The organism is Pseudomonas caspiana, from assembly GCF_002158995.1.
GTDB lineage: Bacteria > Pseudomonadota > Gammaproteobacteria > Pseudomonadales > Pseudomonadaceae > Aquipseudomonas > Aquipseudomonas caspiana.
Genome location: NZ_LOHF01000027.1, coordinates 42,929 through 58,563 on the forward strand (window position 1 = coordinate 42,929; position 15,635 = coordinate 58,563).

Consider the following 15,635-nt stretch of genomic DNA (forward strand, 5'->3'; position numbering starts at 1 on the left):
AGCATCATTTATTTCTCTAAATGCTGCGCGATGCTATTTGCGCTGGAAAAAGTTGGTATGCCCATTGCGTTGCACCTGTCAGCTCTTCTTACCTGACTGATGGGAAACTCGCCATGACGCATGCTTCAGTAACCCGCGCACGTAGTTTGACCCGACTGGCTCTTGCTTGCTCGGTAGCGATCAGTGCTATGTCGCCATTGGCGGCGATGGCCGACAGCACTTTGCGTATTGCCATGACCGCAGCAGACATCCCGCTGACTCACGGCCAGCCGGATCAGGGGTATGAAGGCAACCGTTTCACCGGTATCACCATGTTTGACTCATTGGTCGAGTGGGATTTGTCCCAGGCCGAAAAGCCCAGCGCATTGGTGCCGGGGCTTGCCACCGAGTGGGCGGTCAACCCGGATGATCACACCAAGTGGATTTTCAAGCTGCGTCCCGGTGTGAAGTTCCACGACGGCTCGGCTTTCAACGCTGATGCGGTGGTCTGGAACGTCAACAAGGTGCTCGACAAACAGGCTCCGCAATATGCCCCAGGGCAAATCGGTGTGACCGTATCCCGCATGCCGACCCTGCGCAGTGCGAAGAAGATCGACGACTTGACGGTCGAGCTGACCACCAGCGAGCCGGACGCGGTGCTGCCGTACAACCTGACCAATCTGTTCATGGCTTCGCCCGTGGCCTGGCAGAAAGATTTCGACGCTGTGCCAGCCACTACAACCGATCCCGCCGAGCGCTCCAAGCAAGCCTGGACTGCGTTCGCCAGCCACTCCTCGGGCACCGGCCCGTTCAAGATGAACCGCATGGTGCCGCGTCAGGTACTGGTGCTGGACAAGAACCCGGACTATTGGGACGCCAAGCGTGTGCCCAAGGTTGATCGCGTGGAGTTGATCCCGTTGCCAGAGGCCAACGCCCGTACGGCGGCGCTGTTATCCGGTCAGGTGGACTGGATTGAAGCACCGGCGCCGGACGCCATGGATCAGATCAAAAGCAAGGATTTCAAGATTTACTCGAACGCTCAGCCGCACCTGTGGCCGTGGCAGTTCTCCTTCGCACCGGGTTCGCCATGGCTGGACAAGCGTGTCCGTCAGGCAGCCAACCTGTGTCTGGACCGCAGTGAACTGAAGGCTTATCTGGGCGGCTACATGCAGGAAGCCACCGGGACCTACGAGAAGGACTCGCCGTGGTACGGCAACCCGTCCTTCAAGATCAAATACGATCAGGAGGCCGCGCAGAAACTGATGACCGAGGCGGGTTACAGCAAAGCCAAACCGATTAAGGTCAAGGTGCTGACCTCGGCTTCCGGCTCGGGGCAAATGCAGCCGTTGCCGATGAACGAGTACATCCAGCAGAGCCTCAAGGGTTGCTACTTCGATGTGGAAATTGCGGTCACGGAGTGGAACACCCTGTTCAGTGGCTGGCGTCTGGGCGCTAAAGACCCGGCGGCGCAGGGCGCCAATGCGATCAACGTCAGTGCCGCCGTTATGGACCCGTACTTCGGGATGGTGCGCTTTGCCAGCGAGAAAGCCTTCCCGCCGGTCTCCAACAACTGGGGCTATTTCGCCAACCCGGAAGTGGAGAAGTTGATCACGACCGTGCGCAACTCCTTCGACCCGAAAGCGCTGGATGAAGCAGCCGGTAAGCTCAACGCCGCGATCGTCGATGAGGCACCGTTCCTGTACGTCGCGCACGACGTAGGCCCACGTGCCATTTCGCCAAAAATCAAAGGCGTGGTGCCGGCGCAGAGCTGGTTCATCGACCTGACGCTGGTCTCCAAACAGGACTGAGAAGCCTGAGACCTTCAGCCGCTCCTCCAGGATAGCGCAGAACCTGTGGGAGCGAGGCTTGCCCGCGATGCATGAGACGTATCTGGAAGACATACCGCGTCCTCGTTTATCGCGAGCAAGCTCTGCTCCCACATAAAAACCGTGTGAGGCGACCTTATGCTTTCCTATATCTTGCGTCGCGTTCTACTGGCGACGCCCATTTTGCTGGGCGTGGCGCTGGTGTGTTTCATGCTCGTGCAAATGGCTCCAGGCGACCCGCTGGTTTCGGTCATGCCGCCTGATGCGTCCGAAGCATTGCGTATGCAGTTGATCCAGGCCTATGGATTCGACAAACCGCTGCCGGTGCAGTTTGGCCTTTGGCTATGGCATGCCGTACAGGGTGACCTGGGCATGTCGATTGCCAGTGGCCGTCCGGTCACTGCCGAAGTGATGGGCGCAGTGGGTTACTCCTTGCGGCTGGCGTTGCTGGCAACCCTGATCGGCTTTGTCCTGGGCAGCCTGTTCGGCTTCGTCGGCGGCTATTTTCAGGACAGCTGGCTTGATCGCGTAGCGTCGGCTATTTCTGCGGTGGGTGTCAGCGTCCCGCATTACTGGCTCGGCATGTTGATGGTGATCATCTTCTCTTCGCAGTTGGGCTGGCTGCCCGCAACTGGGGGTGGCCCGCTGGGGCAAGCCGCGTGGGCGTGGGATTGGGCGCATCTGCAGTTCATGATTCTCCCGGCGATTACCTTGTCGGTCATCCCCACCGGAATCATCGCCCGCACCGTGCGCGCTCAGGTAGCGGAAACCCTCGCTCAGGAATTCATCATCGGCTTGCGCGCCAAGGGCCTGAGTGAATGGGGCCTGTTCCGCCATGTGGTGAAAAACGCAGCGCCTACCGCGATGGCGGTGATGGGCTTGCAGATCGGTTACTTGATGGGCGGCTCGATTCTGGTGGAAACCGTGTTCGCGTGGCCCGGCACTGGCTTGCTGCTCAACTCGGCAATCTTTCAGCGTGACTTGCCGTTGCTGCAGGGCACGATCTGGGTCCTGGCTCTATTTTTCGTGGCACTCAATCTGCTGGTGGACATCCTGCAGACGTTGCTCGATCCACGTATCAAAAGGGGCTGAGCATGAACCTGTCGATTTTGCGGCCGGCCGCGCCGGTCATTGCCCCCGTCGAAAGCTCGCCGGGCTATTGGAGTGAAGTGTTTGGCCGCGTGCGCCGCGATCCGGTGGCGTTGTTGGTCGGCACGATCATTTTCGTGTTGCTGCTGCTTGCTGTGTTCGGGCCATGGATCGTGCCGGGCGACGCGTTTACTACTTCCATGTTCAAGCGCCTGAAGCCGATCGGCACCGAAGGCTTCCCGTTGGGCACGGATGAATTGGGGCGTGATCTGCTGTCGCGTCTGATGCTGGGTGCACGTTTGTCGTTGTTCATGGGCATCACACCGGTGATCTTTGCCTTCTTTATAGGCGGCGCGATTGGGGTCATTGCCGGTTATTTCGGTGGCTGGCTGAATAGCCTGATCATGCGCACCGTGGACGTGTTCTACGCATTCCCGTCGGTGTTGCTGGCGATCGCTTTCTCGGGAGCGTTGGGCGCCGGGGTCAACAACGCCTTGCTGTCACTGACGCTGGTCTTCGTGCCGCAAGTGGCGCGGATTGCTGAAAGCGTGACCACTCAGGTGCGCAATCGGGATTACATCGAAGCGGCGCGTGCCTCGGGGGCGGGTTCATTCACGATTATTCGCACTCAGGTGTTGGGCAATGTGCTGGGGCCGATTTTCGTGTTCACCACGGGGCTGATTTCGGTGTCGATGATCCTCGCTTCGGGCTTGTCGTTTCTCGGGCTGGGCGTCACGCCGCCGGAGCCTGAGTGGGGCCTGATGCTCAATACCCTTCGCACCGCGATCTACACCCAACCGCTGGTTTCAGCCTTGCCGGGGGCAATGATCTTCATCACTTCGATTTCTTTCAACGTGCTCGCCGACCGGTTGCGGGCAGCCATGGCAATCAGGAGCTGACGATGACCAAGCGCGATATTGGCGGTCCAGCGCAGCCACTGCTGAAAGTGGGAAATCTGGTCAAGCACTTCCCGGTCAAAGGCGCACTGGGCAAACGCAGCGTGGTTCGTGCCGTGGATGGCATCAACTTCGCTGTGCACAAGGGCGAAACCCTTGGCGTGGTCGGTGAGTCCGGCTGCGGCAAATCGACTACCGCACGGCTGTTGATGCAGTTGATTGAGCACGACAGCGGCGAACTGGTCTTCGACGCGATGACGGTTGGCGGCCATCAGTTGCCGTTGCGTGATTACCGGCGTCAGGTGCAAATGGTCTTCCAGGACAGCTATTCGTCCTTGAACCCACGCCTCACCATGGAACAGTCGGTCGCGTTCGGTCCGTCCGTACACGGCGTCAGCCAGAAAGACTCACTGCTGCGCGCCCGTGACCTGCTGGGCCGGGTAGGGCTGGAGCCGACGCGCTTCGCCGGTCGTTACGCCCATGAACTTTCCGGCGGTCAACGTCAGCGGGTGAATATCGCCCGGGCACTGGCGGTGGATCCACGGCTGGTGATCCTCGATGAGGCAGTCTCGGCGCTGGACAAGTCGGTTGAGGCGCAGGTTCTGAACCTGCTACTGGACCTCAAGGACAGTCTGCAACTCACGTATGTCTTCATCAGCCACGACTTGCATGTGGTGCGTTACCTGTCCGACCGGATCATGGTCATGTATCTGGGCGAGATCGTCGAGATTGGCCCGGCTGAAGCGTTGTTCTCCGACGCGCAGCACCCGTACACCCAAGCGTTGCTGACCTCCATGCCGTCGATGGATCCGGCCCATCGCACGCTGGTTTCGCCGCTATCCGGCGACCCACCCAGCCCGATCAATCCGCCTTCAGGCTGTCGTTTTCACACGCGCTGCCCCCACGCAGAAGCGATTTGCGGGCAGACCGCCCCCGCGCTGACCGAGACAGGTGCAGGGCATCAGGCGGCCTGCCTGATGGTTCAGCCAGGCGGCGGGCATAGCCGCAGCCCATCGGCGCAACTGATTCACAGAGGAGCACTGGCATGAGCGAACAACCCATGGTTGCCGTGCGTGACCTCAAGGTCCGTTTCAAGCGCGGCGGGCAGACATTATCGGCGGTCAACGGCGTTAGCCTACAAGTGGCTCGCGGTGAAGTGCTGGCGCTGATTGGCGAGTCGGGCTCAGGCAAAAGTGTCACCTTGCGGGCGTTGATGCGCCTGCATTCGGAACGCTCCACCACGATCGAAGGGCAGATCGATATCGCCGGACAGAACCTGATGAAGCTGTCCCGCAGCCAACTGCAAGCGTTGCGCGGGCCGGTGGCTTCGATGATTTTTCAGGAACCGCTGCTGGCGCTTGACCCGGTTTACACGATTGGTCAGCAAATCATTGAGGCGCTGCGCCGTCACGGCTCCATGTCCAAGGCTGAAGCCCGCGCGGCGGCACTTGAAGCCTTGCGCAGTGTGCGTATTCCTAGTCCTGAACAACGTCTGGATGCTTATCCCCACGAGATGTCGGGCGGTATGCGGCAGCGGGCGATGATCGCGTTGGCGCTCGCTTGCAAACCACAGATCCTACTTGCCGATGAGCCGACTACGGCGCTGGACGCCACGGTACAGATCCAGATTCTGATCCTGCTGCGTGAATTGCAGCAGGCACTGGGTCTGTCGATCATCTTCGTGACCCACGACATTGGCGCTGCCGTTGAGGTCGCTGACCGGGTTGCGGTGATGTACGGCGGGCGCATCGTTGAGCAGGCACCGCTGGCTGAGCTGCTGGATAATCCTCAGCACCCCTACACCCAGGTTTTACTCGGCACCCGCCCCAAGGACGGGCTGCGCAAGGGCGAGCGGCTGATCAGCATTCCCGGCGCGCCTCCTGATTTAGCCAACTTGCCAGCAGGCTGCGCCTTCGCGCCACGTTGCCCGCGTGCCAGCGATATTTGCCGCAGCGAAGTTCCGGCCATCGAAGAGATTCTTGCTGAGCACTCCGTGAGTTGCCATCACTGGAGTCAGGCTCCCGTTCATTCCGTTTGTGAGTCCATGACATGACCGATTCTGCATTTGCTTTCATGCCTTATCCCCACGTTGATGTACCTCGTGCGGTCAGCGGTCCTTTGGCGGGTTACACCTTTGCCGCCAAAGATCTGTTTGACGTAGCGGGTTATCCAACCGGGGGAGGTAATCCTCATGTGCTGGCCATGTCCGGTGTCAAGACACTAACTGCGCCCACCATCCAGCGTTTGCTGGACGCGGGGGCCGAACTGGTGGGCAAGGCGCACACCAATGAAATGGCGTTCTCGATGAGTGGCAAAAACGCCCATTACGGCACGCCGCGCAACGGTGCGGCCCACGACCGGATTCCGGGTGGCTCGTCGTCGGGCTCTGCATCTGCGGTCTCCAACCACTTGTGTGATTTCGCCATGGGCAGCGACACCGGCGGTTCGGTGCGCACCCCGGCCAGTTATTGCGGGCTGTTCGGGCTGCGTCCGAGTCATGGCCGGGTGTCGCTGGCAAATACTCAGGCGCTGTGCGAAAGCATGGACACCGCAGGGTATTTCGCTCGTGAGGCCAAAGTGTTCGGTCTGGTCGGTGAGTGCTTGCTGGGGGAGGATCCGGCACCGTTGCCGGAGGTGCCGCAACTGGTGATCAGTGATGCGCTGTTCGGACTGCTGCCGGCAGCATCGCTGGACGCTCTGGCACCGGCCATTGCGCAAATCAACGCCTGCTGCGGCCCGCTGGAAAAACTGGAAGGTGAGCTGCCTTCGTTGACTGATGCCTATTGGGCATTCCGTTACATCCAGGGTCGGGAAGCGTGGCAGGCTCAAGGCGAGCTGATCGAGCGTGAAGGGTTGGCATTGGGACCGGACGTCGCGGCCCGTTTTGCCTGGTCAAAGGCTGTCACTGACGAGCAGTACAACGATGCCTGCGCGCTGCGCGAACGATTTGCTGCGCACTGGAAAGCGCTGCTAGGCGACCGAGTACTGGTGATGCCTACCGTTCCTGATATCGCGCCGTTGCTCAGCGCCAAAGATGAAGAAATAGAAGAAACCCGACGCATTTCCCATCACCTGCTGGCCATTTCCGTGCTCTGCCGTACGCCGCAGTTGAGCATGCCGCTGACCATGAAAGACGGAGCTCCGCTGGGCATTTCCCTGATGGGCCCGGTGGGCAGTGACTTAAGCCTGGTGAAGCTGGCAGTGAAGATCGCCGGTTTCAGCGCGGCCTGACCCTACAGGAAGTGCATTTCCCATCCTGAAGGATTGCATTTATTGCAGTCCTGAAAGTCAGTGCCCATTAGATTGGAGAAACGATCATGACCACCCCGTTCACCTCTTCAACATTGCTCACCTCCAACGCACCGCTGATCAATGGCCAGCGCCTCTGGCAATCATTGATGGATCTGGCGCAAATCGGCGCAACAACCAAGGGCGGGGTTTGTCGCCTTGCGCTTACCGACCTTGATCGTCAGGCACGCGACTTGTTCGTCAAATGGTGCGAGGAGGCCGGTTGCACTGTGAGCGTGGACGCCATCGGTAACATTTTTGCCCGCCGCCCGGGTCGTAATCCGGATCGCGCGCCTGTGATGACCGGCAGCCATATTGATACCCAGCCCACCGGCGGCAAGTTTGACGGCTGCTTTGGTGTGATGGCCGGGCTTGAAGTGATTCGCACCCTGAATGATCTCGGTCTGGAGACCGAAGCTCCCGTGGAAGTAGTTGTATGGACCAATGAAGAGGGCTCGCGCTTCCCACCGTGCATGATGGGCTCGGGGGTGTTCTCAGGCCAGTTGAGTCTTGCCGAAACCCTGGCCAAACAGGATGAACAAGGCCTGGTAGTGGGTGAGGAGCTGCAGCGTATTGGCTACGCGGGGAGCAGGGCGGTGCTCGGTCATCCGGTAGGCGCGTATTTCGAAGCCCACATCGAACAGGGGCCGATTCTCGAAGATCAGCAGAAAACCATTGGGGTGGTCATGGGCTGCCTGGGCCAGAAGTGGTTTGACCTGACCCTGACAGGCGTTGAGGCCCACGCAGGGCCTACGCCCATGTCTTTGCGCAAGGATGCGTTGGTCGGTGCGGCGCAGGTGGTCAGTGCGGTAAACCGCATCGCGTTACAAAGCCAACCCCATGCCTGTGGCACGGTGGGTTGTCTTAATATCCATCCGGGCTCGCGTAATGTGATTCCCGGCGAAGTGAAAATGACCATCGACTTCCGTCACCTGCAAGCTGACAAGTTGCAGGCAATGGTTGACGAGCTGAAGCAGGTCATTGAAAGCGCCTGCGCGCAACACGGTCTTAGCTATCAATTAACACCCACCGCAGATTTTCCGCCGCTGGACTTCGACAGCTTGTGTGTCGATGCCGTGCGCCAGAGTGCGGCCCAGTTAGGGCTGAGCCACATGGATATCGTCAGTGGCGCCGGGCACGACGCTATTTTTATCGCAGAGCTGGGCCCTGCCGGGATGATCTTCGTGCCGTGCGAGGGTGGCATTAGCCACAACGAAATCGAAAATGCGACGCCGGAAGATCTCGCGGCAGGTTGCGCGGTGCTGCTTCGGGCCATGGTCAGCACCGCGCAATAGCCTCAGCGTCGGGTAATGACGACTTCCAGATACTCGCTGGGTACCACCAGCGAGGATTCTCCCCCACGATTGAGGCGGGTCAGGAGTTCGGCAAGTTCTCGGTGCAGTGTCACCGCGCCTGTTTCTGAGAGCGCGGCAAAGGCTTTGTGCACCGGACCATACCAGGTGCGGAAGACTTCAATGAAGTGCTCCGCAGAGCGGTAACGAAAGTTGAAATGCCGATGTTCTATGCGAATGTCGTCAGCCGTGTCGCTGAAGAGTGTGCGTAGATGCGCTTGAGTGCCCCACAAGGAAGGCGGTTTAACTCCAGGGGGAGGAGGCAAATGCCTGCCGAGTGTTTTGAAGACCTGTCCGACAAAGCCCGCAGGTGTCCAGTTGGCAAGACCAATACGTCCTCCCGGTCTGCAGACACGGGCCAACTCCGTCGCTGCCTGTTGCTGATCCGGGGTGAACATCACGCCGAACGTCGACAGCACTGCATCAAAAGTAGCGTCTTCAAAGGGCAGCGCTTCGGCGTCTGCTTCAAGGAACGTGACGTCAAAATGTTCCGCTCGAGAACGTTCCCGACCGCGCTCGAGCAAACCGCTGACGTAGTCGGTTGAGGTGACACGGCAACCCCGTCGTGCTGCCGCCAGCGTCGCATTACCGTTGCCAGCGGCTACATCAAGCACTGTTTCGTCATAGCGCAGATCACAGGCTTCGGCTAACAGTTCGCCAACCAGTTGCAACGTAGTGCCAATTACCGCGTAGTCGCCACTGGCCCAGGCAGCTTGTTGGCGGGTTTTCAGGGCGGGTAAATCGAGAGGCTGTTCCATGGTTTTGTTCTTCCTGTCTTCTGGGAGCAGGGGTGGCAATGGGCTTGCCGGACGCAGAAGAAGGTAACAAGTGGATAACCTGATAACGACCGCAATCCGCACCGCCTCGCACTAGAGTTAACCGCTTCAAATAAACAAGTTGCAAGCGGTGGCGGCCGGTCGGATATAGGGAATGGCGATAAGTGTCATAACCAGAACCTGGTTCGTAGACGCCGGCTCAATTCAATCGTGATGTGACGGAAACAAACCGCTAGTTGCTAACACACAGAATCACACGTAGCTAATTGCCCTTTTGGGGGCTGATTAGCTGTGCGGCAACTTCTGCAAAGTGGGGTCTGAAGGGAAGATTCTGCGTCTCTGCGGCCCTCTAAGGGCCGCGACGTGTGGCTCAAAACTTCAAGGGCAGCGTGCACCGGTCTGTTGTGACCACGTTGTGGCGGTTCTGGCGATGCTGTCCGCCAGCCTGGAAACGGCCTGCTGATGCGCCAGCACCAGATTCTCCATCCCCAGGCCAGCGGGCTCACGGATAATACTGCTGCAGGTCAGGCTCTGACGCTTGGCGTCGTTGTTGCGTAAACCCAAGGTCCACACGACATCAATCAACGCGTACTGGCCTGGCACCGACTCGAAGCGACGTACATCAGCGCGCAGTGATAACACCGGTTGAGACGGATCCTTCGGCAACCCGGCCATATCGCGACTGCCGAAACGGCGCTCCAGCTGTGGCGTGAGCGCGTCATGGAACTCGTCGCCCAGCGGCGACCCCCAGCGTTCCGCATCCAGTATGGCCAGGCTGCCGTCGCCTTGGCGCACGACTAACGGCGGCTGATCAACCTGGACAGCCATCAACACTGGCAGCATTTCGAACTGGAACGGAGCAGGGCTTGCGACAGGAGGCGGTGCCGAGCTCATGGGCGCAATCAGTGTGTAATAGTGGGTCGGCGTTGAGGAGCAGGCGCTGAGTCCCAGCGCGGCGGCCAATGCCATGAACTTCAAACGCAGACTCATTGTTGTGGCTCCTGTCTGATGGCACGGGATGAGGACGGGGATTTGTAAGAACTGGGGGCGGCATCGTCAGTGCGGCCACGCAGCAATGCTTCAGGGTGACGGCTGAGGAAGTCGGTCAACACACGGACCGAGCGGGCTGTGCGCTGCACTTCATCCATGGCCTGGCCCAGTTGTTGGCGAGCAGGGGAGTCTTCAGCCAGGCTGTCGTTGGCCGTGCCCAGGGTTTTCTGCGCCTGCTGCAGAGTGCCGCGCATCTCTGGCAAAACGGTGCCGTTGACGGTTTTCAGGGTTTTCTGCAACTCGCTCAAACTGCCGTTGAGATTCTTTGCCAAATCATCGAGAGGCAGCCTGCCGAGCTTCTCGACGAAGGCTTGCAACTGTTCTTGCAGCTTATCGAAGCTACCCGGCACGGTCGGTATTTCCAGTGGCCGGGCTTTAGGGTCGAACACCACTTTCGGTGCTTTTGGATCAAAGTCCATGGCGATATACAACTGGCCAGTCAGCAAGTTGCCCGTGCGGATCTGGGCGCGCAGGCCCCGGGAAACAAATGCTCCCAGAATACGCGCCGATTGCTGATCAAGGTCGCCGGTGCCGCCTAACTGCTGGAGCTTTTCTTCCGCTGCGCCCAGGCGTTTCGGGTAGATGACCGCACCGACAATCCCGGGAAAGGTCTGCGTCGCGGGGTCATAATCCAGATCCACGGACACGACGCGACCGACATTCACACCGAGGAAATCAACGGGGGCATTAACCACCAGACCGCGCAGGGATTGCTCGAATCGCATCCGTATATAACGCGGTTCGCCATCGGGTGGCGCAAGTGCCGCAGCCTGGTCATCGAAAATTCGGAATTCGGCATTTTCATCGGCTGGTTTAGCGTCAGGGCTCCAGTTGGGTTCTCTGAAGGCTATGCCGCCGGAAAGGATTGATGCCATCGATTGCGTGTCAATCTTCAGACCCGCAGCACCCACGGTCACGTCCACGCCGCTGGCATTCCAGAAGCGCGTGTCAGTGGAGATGTATTGGTCATTAGGCGAGTTGATGAAGATCTGAATATCAACGCCTTTACCGTCTTTTGACAGCTCATAAGAAACAACCTGCCCAACCTGAATGCGGCGGTAGTAAACCGGTGAGCCAATATCCAGTGAGCCGAGATCGTCCGTGTGCAGTTTGAAACGCTTGCCTCTGTCCCCGAAGGTCACTGGCGGCGGTGTTTCCAGTCCCTGGAAGTCGGCCTTGGTTTTTTCCGAACTGCCCGCGTCCGCACCGATGAATGCGCCGGACAACAGGGTGTCCACCCCGGACACGCCTTGCGCGCCGATACGTGGCCGCACGACCCAGAAATGAGTGTCTTCGCGGGTGAACGGGCCTGCGCTGTTGTTGAGCTCGATAGTCGCCAGGACGTGAGTCCGGTCCTCGCTGAGTTCGATCCCGGTCACCACGCCGATGACTACGTTCTTGTACTTGACCTGGGTCTTGTTAGCCTCCAGCCCCTCTGCCGTCTGGAAGCTGACGGTGATTTTCGGGCCGATGGACATCCAGTCATGGACCGCCATCGACAGACCGATCAACGCGGCGACGATTGGCACCAGCCAGACCAGCGATACGCGCACGCGGCGCCGCGTGATATCCGGGCGGCGTGGGGCCGATGAGGAAGGGGGGAGGGTATTGTCAGACATCTTCAACCTCTGCGTCCCAGATGAGCCGGGGATCGAAACTCATGGCGGCGAACATCGTCATCACCACTACCAAACCAAAAAACAGAATGCCAATTCGAGGCTCGATGGTGCTGAGCTCATGAAACTGCACAAGGGCGGCAACCAGCGCTACGACTAACACGTCAAGCATTGACCAATAGCCAATCAGCTCGATAAAACGATATAGCTTTGCGCGCTCGCGCATCGCCCAGGTACTGCGCCGCTGGCAGGTTACAAGCAGCAATCCCAGGACGACGAACTTGATGCTGGGCACCACGACACTGGCGATGAAAATCAGCAGAGCAATGTCCCACGAGCCACCTTTGAAAAACTCGATGACGCCACTCATGATGGTGTTCTGGCTGCTATTGCCAAACATCGTGGTGTACATGACCGGGAGCGTATTGGCGGGAATATAGAAAATCAGCCCGGCAATCAAAAACGCCCAGGTGCGAACGATGCTGTTGGGCTTGCGAGTGTGGACCGCAGATTCACACCGAGGACATTCGTGAATGTGTTCCGGGCAGGCAAAGCCGCAGATATGACACAACGCCAAGCCGCGCTCGCGAGCGAAGGGAATGCCGTTCAAGAAGGTTGTACTCCCAACTCGGTCCACAGTCGACGGGTGTGCTTACCGGCAATCAGGATAATCAACACCATCAACATCGCCATGGCCCACAGGCCAACCCCGGCATGCACGTCGAGCATGCCCGAGAGTTTCACGATCGCCACCAGGATGCCCAGCATGCACACTTCCAGCATGCTCCAGGGCCGTAGATGCTCCAGGGCGCGCATGCACATTTTAAAACCCGGAGCCACGGTGCCTTTCTGGGCATGCAAAAGGACCCAGAACAGCAGGATGATTTGTAGCATCGGCGCAAAAATGATCGACAGTCCGGCAACCAGCGCAATTAACGTGATGCGTCCCTGAGCCAGCGCTTCGACTGAAGACCAGAGAGTGACCTCGTTGCTAAGACCTTTCATGCTGATGTCGATCACCGGGAAAACGTTGGCAAAAACGAACAGCACAGCAGCGGCGATGGTCAGTGCCAGCAATTGCTCGAGGCTCAGACGATGGGCCCGCTCAAGAACTGCGCCGCAACGGGCGCAGGAAGCTGTCTCACCTTTTTGCAAAGGCACAGCCTCGTAGAGCGAGTCGCAATGCTCGCAAATAATGACATCGCTGGGTTGTATGGTGTCAGGCAAGGTGCTGTTCATCTACGCCGTGGGCCGCAGAGGATAACGCAAGAGGCTCGAAGGCGAGAAGATATCTGCCCGGCGCATATAAGGCTCCATTTATCAGCCTCTCCTTTTAATGGTATGAAACATGGACCTCGGGCGCTGGCCTACGTTCACATGTCACTAAGCCATTATTTGAGCGGCGACAGATTACAGCATGGGAAGACCGAACCAGGCCTTCATATAAGGCCATTCGCAAGTGCAATTATCAAATCACTGCGGTGTGCCGGGAAGAAGCGCTCTCCAGACGCTGGAACTCCGTTACAAGAAAGTCGCTGGCCGCTTGCGCGCTCAGTGGCCTGGCAAAAAAGTATCCCTGCAGAAAATGGCAGCCTAACGCTCGCAGTTGCTCGATTTGCTCTAAGGTTTCAACGCCTTCGGCGACGATTTCCAGGCCAAGGTTTATTGCCAGGCCAATGGCGGTGGCGCAAATCTCCAGATCCTTGCCGCCGTTGCCTATATCGCGGACAAAGCTGCGATCAAGCTTGAAAGCGTGCACCGGCAAGACTCGCAGGTAGCCCAGTGAGGAATAGCCGGTACCAAAGTCATCGATCGACAACCTCACCCCCAGTCGGCGCAGATCACGAAGCCGCTCGATAGAGCGCTCGGGGTCCTGCATGAGTACCGACTCGGTGATTTCGAGTTCCAGATGATGACCTTGAAGATTGCTCCGCTGCAGGGCGTTGGTGACCGTTGCTTCGAGGTCTGTGACCAACAACTGCTGTACTGACAGGTTGACCGCCACTTTGAGGTCGGCAAACCCCATGGCATGCCAGCGGGCCAGTTGCTCACAGGCGGTATCGATCACCCAGGCGCCCATGTCGGCGATGATGCCCATTGACTCTGCAATTTGAATAAAGCGATCCGGCATGACCAGACCATATTCAGGATGCTGCCAGCGGATAAGTGCTTCGAGGCATACCGTGCGGCCGTCTGACGCGAGCACTTGCGGTTGGTAGCAGAGGAAAAACTGTCCTTTTTCCAGGGCCAGACCAAGCGCTGCCTCGAAGTCGACCCGTTCCTGAATATTTTCTTTGAGCGCTGGATGATAGACCCGCAGATTGCCAGGGCCGAAACTCTTGGCCTCATGCAGCGCAAGTTCCGCCGCGCCAAGGATGTCCTCTGGCTGGCTGGCATCTTCGGGGAACACCGCGACACCGGCGCTGGAGGTGATTTTCAATGGGCTGCCCGCGACATCGAAGGACGACGCCAGCGCTTTGGACAGCTTCTCTTGTAGTCGGGTAATACCCTGGTCGTTCTTGACGCCGCTTGCGCCCACCAACAATTGGCCGGTGCCAACCCGCGCAATGAGATCACTGTCGCGCGTCGTGAGCTGAAGGCGTTGTGCGGTTTTGATCAGCAACTGGTCGCCCGCTTTGTGGCCGCGTGTGCCGTTGACGATCGCAAGTTGGTCAAGCTCCAGCAGAAACACCACCAGCCTGGTTTGATTCTTTTTATTGGTCGCTATCAGGCTTTGCAGCCGGACCAATGCTCCGGAACGATTGGGTAGTTCAGTCAGTGGATCGTTGTGAAGTGCATGTTCGAAGCGCTCGCTGGCGATTCTGTGACTGTTGATCTCTTGCTCAAGCGCCTGATCAATACGTGCTTTTTCCCGCCTGCTTCTGGATATCCTTGCCTTGACCATGACCGAAAACCAGACAGCCAGGAACAGGAAGCCAAAGCCACCCAGATAGGGCACTTTGATCACGCCTGCGTCGGCCAGAGTGGTCAGGACGGTGGCCGTCAGTAACAGGACAACGGAGGTCCAGATCACAATATTCGAGAGTAATCCGGCCTGTTTGCGGATTCTCAGCGAAAACAGCGTGACCCAGCCCAGCAGCGTGAAGTTCAGCACGCGCATGATCTGATAAATAAAGGTTGGCTCGCCGGAAAGGATGTAGAGCTGTTCTCCCCAGGCAAACGCGCTCGGGCTATCGGAGTGCAAGCTGTTGAAGCGATAGCCCAACGGTGTCGCAGCGTTGAAGATGATCGCAAAGAGCGCTACGCCAGCGACCAGGTAAGAGGCTTTATACGCCTTGGGCCGGTTTTCCAATGCCGCTATCAGGTAACTGCTGAGCGGAACTAAAAGCAGCGAAAAAAAGTTCACCCATTTATGAGCGAACAGCGCCGCTTGAACGGTCTGCGCCGAGTACTGCAGGGCATTGGATATCTGGAACAGGGTGAACACCAGGCAGATGGCCGAAAACATCCAGCAGGCCCGCGTGTATCCGCTGTTGCGGGCCAGCAAGGCGGCATTGAACGCGCCCATGACCAATATTCCCGTGGAGATGAAATACAGAGCCAGGATGGGTGCGATCATTTCGTCCTCTAAATGGGATCGGCGCACCAGCAACAGCAAGGTCGGGAAGGGCTGCTGGATGGGATCCGGGCAATACTATAGCATCATATAGCCACTATTTGGGTTGCCTTGATCCTGGTGTTGTAAACGTGGCGCTCCACTTTGCTTGCGATTCGGTCTGTGAGTCGTTGAATGTATTGCCTG

General features: G+C 58.5%; 13 protein-coding genes. 7 read left to right on the plus strand and 6 right to left on the minus strand.

Annotated features, from left to right (window positions below):
• Nucleotides 1–113 precede the first annotated feature (113 nt).
• The 7 genes from AUC60_RS23790 to AUC60_RS23820 all read left to right on the plus strand — a co-directional run bounded on the left by AUC60_RS23790 (nucleotide 114) and on the right by AUC60_RS23820 (nucleotide 8,373).
• Nucleotides 114–1,787 (plus strand): ABC transporter substrate-binding protein, encoded by a 1,674-nt coding sequence (locus AUC60_RS23790; protein WP_087273480.1) that lies wholly within the window; start codon nucleotides 114–116, stop codon nucleotides 1,785–1,787.
• Nucleotides 1,788–1,943: 156 nt separating this feature from the next.
• Nucleotides 1,944–2,897, plus strand: coding sequence for an ABC transporter permease (locus AUC60_RS23795; protein ID WP_087273481.1), 954 nt, complete (start codon nucleotides 1,944–1,946; stop codon nucleotides 2,895–2,897).
• A 2-nt stretch (nucleotides 2,898–2,899) separates the two neighbouring features.
• Entirely contained in the window at nucleotides 2,900–3,793 is an 894-nt protein-coding gene (locus tag AUC60_RS23800; RefSeq protein ID WP_087273483.1) for an ABC transporter permease, read from the plus strand.
• A 2-nt stretch (nucleotides 3,794–3,795) separates the two neighbouring features.
• Nucleotides 3,796–4,839, plus strand: coding sequence for an ABC transporter ATP-binding protein (locus tag AUC60_RS23805; RefSeq protein ID WP_087273485.1), 1,044 nt, complete (start codon nucleotides 3,796–3,798; stop codon nucleotides 4,837–4,839).
• Nucleotides 4,836–5,843, plus strand: a complete 1,008-nt coding sequence (locus AUC60_RS23810; protein ID WP_087273486.1) for an ABC transporter ATP-binding protein — start codon at nucleotides 4,836–4,838, stop codon at nucleotides 5,841–5,843. The genes AUC60_RS23805 and AUC60_RS23810 overlap by 4 nt, the downstream gene beginning before the upstream one ends.
• Entirely contained in the window at nucleotides 5,840–7,021 is a 1,182-nt protein-coding gene (locus tag AUC60_RS23815) for an amidase (protein ID WP_087273488.1), read from the plus strand. Before AUC60_RS23810 ends, AUC60_RS23815 begins: the two co-directional genes overlap by 4 nt.
• Nucleotides 7,022–7,107: 86 nt before the next feature.
• Nucleotides 7,108–8,373, plus strand: coding sequence for a Zn-dependent hydrolase (locus tag AUC60_RS23820; RefSeq protein ID WP_087273491.1), 1,266 nt, complete (start codon nucleotides 7,108–7,110; stop codon nucleotides 8,371–8,373).
• Between the two features lie 2 nt (nucleotides 8,374–8,375).
• Here the strand turns inward: AUC60_RS23820 and AUC60_RS23825 are convergent, their stop codons facing one another.
• The 6 genes from AUC60_RS23825 to AUC60_RS23850 form a co-directional block, all read right to left on the minus strand.
• Complete coding sequence (locus AUC60_RS23825) at nucleotides 8,376–9,188, minus strand: class I SAM-dependent methyltransferase (protein WP_087273493.1); 813 nt, start codon at nucleotides 9,186–9,188, stop codon at nucleotides 8,376–8,378.
• 396 nt (nucleotides 9,189–9,584) lie between these two features.
• Complete coding sequence (locus AUC60_RS23830) at nucleotides 9,585–10,196, minus strand: PqiC family protein (RefSeq protein ID WP_087273494.1); 612 nt, start codon at nucleotides 10,194–10,196, stop codon at nucleotides 9,585–9,587.
• Nucleotides 10,193–11,875 (minus strand): PqiB family protein, encoded by a 1,683-nt coding sequence (locus AUC60_RS23835; protein ID WP_087273496.1) that lies wholly within the window; start codon nucleotides 11,873–11,875, stop codon nucleotides 10,193–10,195. The genes AUC60_RS23830 and AUC60_RS23835 overlap by 4 nt, the downstream gene beginning before the upstream one ends.
• Nucleotides 11,868–12,482 carry a paraquat-inducible protein A gene (locus tag AUC60_RS23840; protein ID WP_087273498.1) on the minus strand — a complete coding sequence of 205 codons (615 nt, stop codon included), beginning with the start codon at nucleotides 12,480–12,482 and terminating at the stop codon, nucleotides 11,868–11,870. The genes AUC60_RS23835 and AUC60_RS23840 overlap by 8 nt, the downstream gene beginning before the upstream one ends.
• The gene (locus AUC60_RS23845) at nucleotides 12,479–13,099 is read right to left on the minus strand and encodes a paraquat-inducible protein A (RefSeq protein ID WP_238599633.1); all 621 of its coding nucleotides are present in this window, start codon (nucleotides 13,097–13,099) and stop codon (nucleotides 12,479–12,481) included. The genes AUC60_RS23840 and AUC60_RS23845 overlap by 4 nt, the downstream gene beginning before the upstream one ends.
• A gap of 241 nt (nucleotides 13,100–13,340) precedes the next feature.
• On the minus strand, nucleotides 13,341–15,452 hold the full coding sequence (locus tag AUC60_RS23850; RefSeq protein ID WP_087273502.1) for a putative bifunctional diguanylate cyclase/phosphodiesterase: 2,112 nt from the start codon (nucleotides 15,450–15,452) through the stop codon (nucleotides 13,341–13,343).
• Between the last annotated feature and the right edge of the window lie 183 nt (nucleotides 15,453–15,635).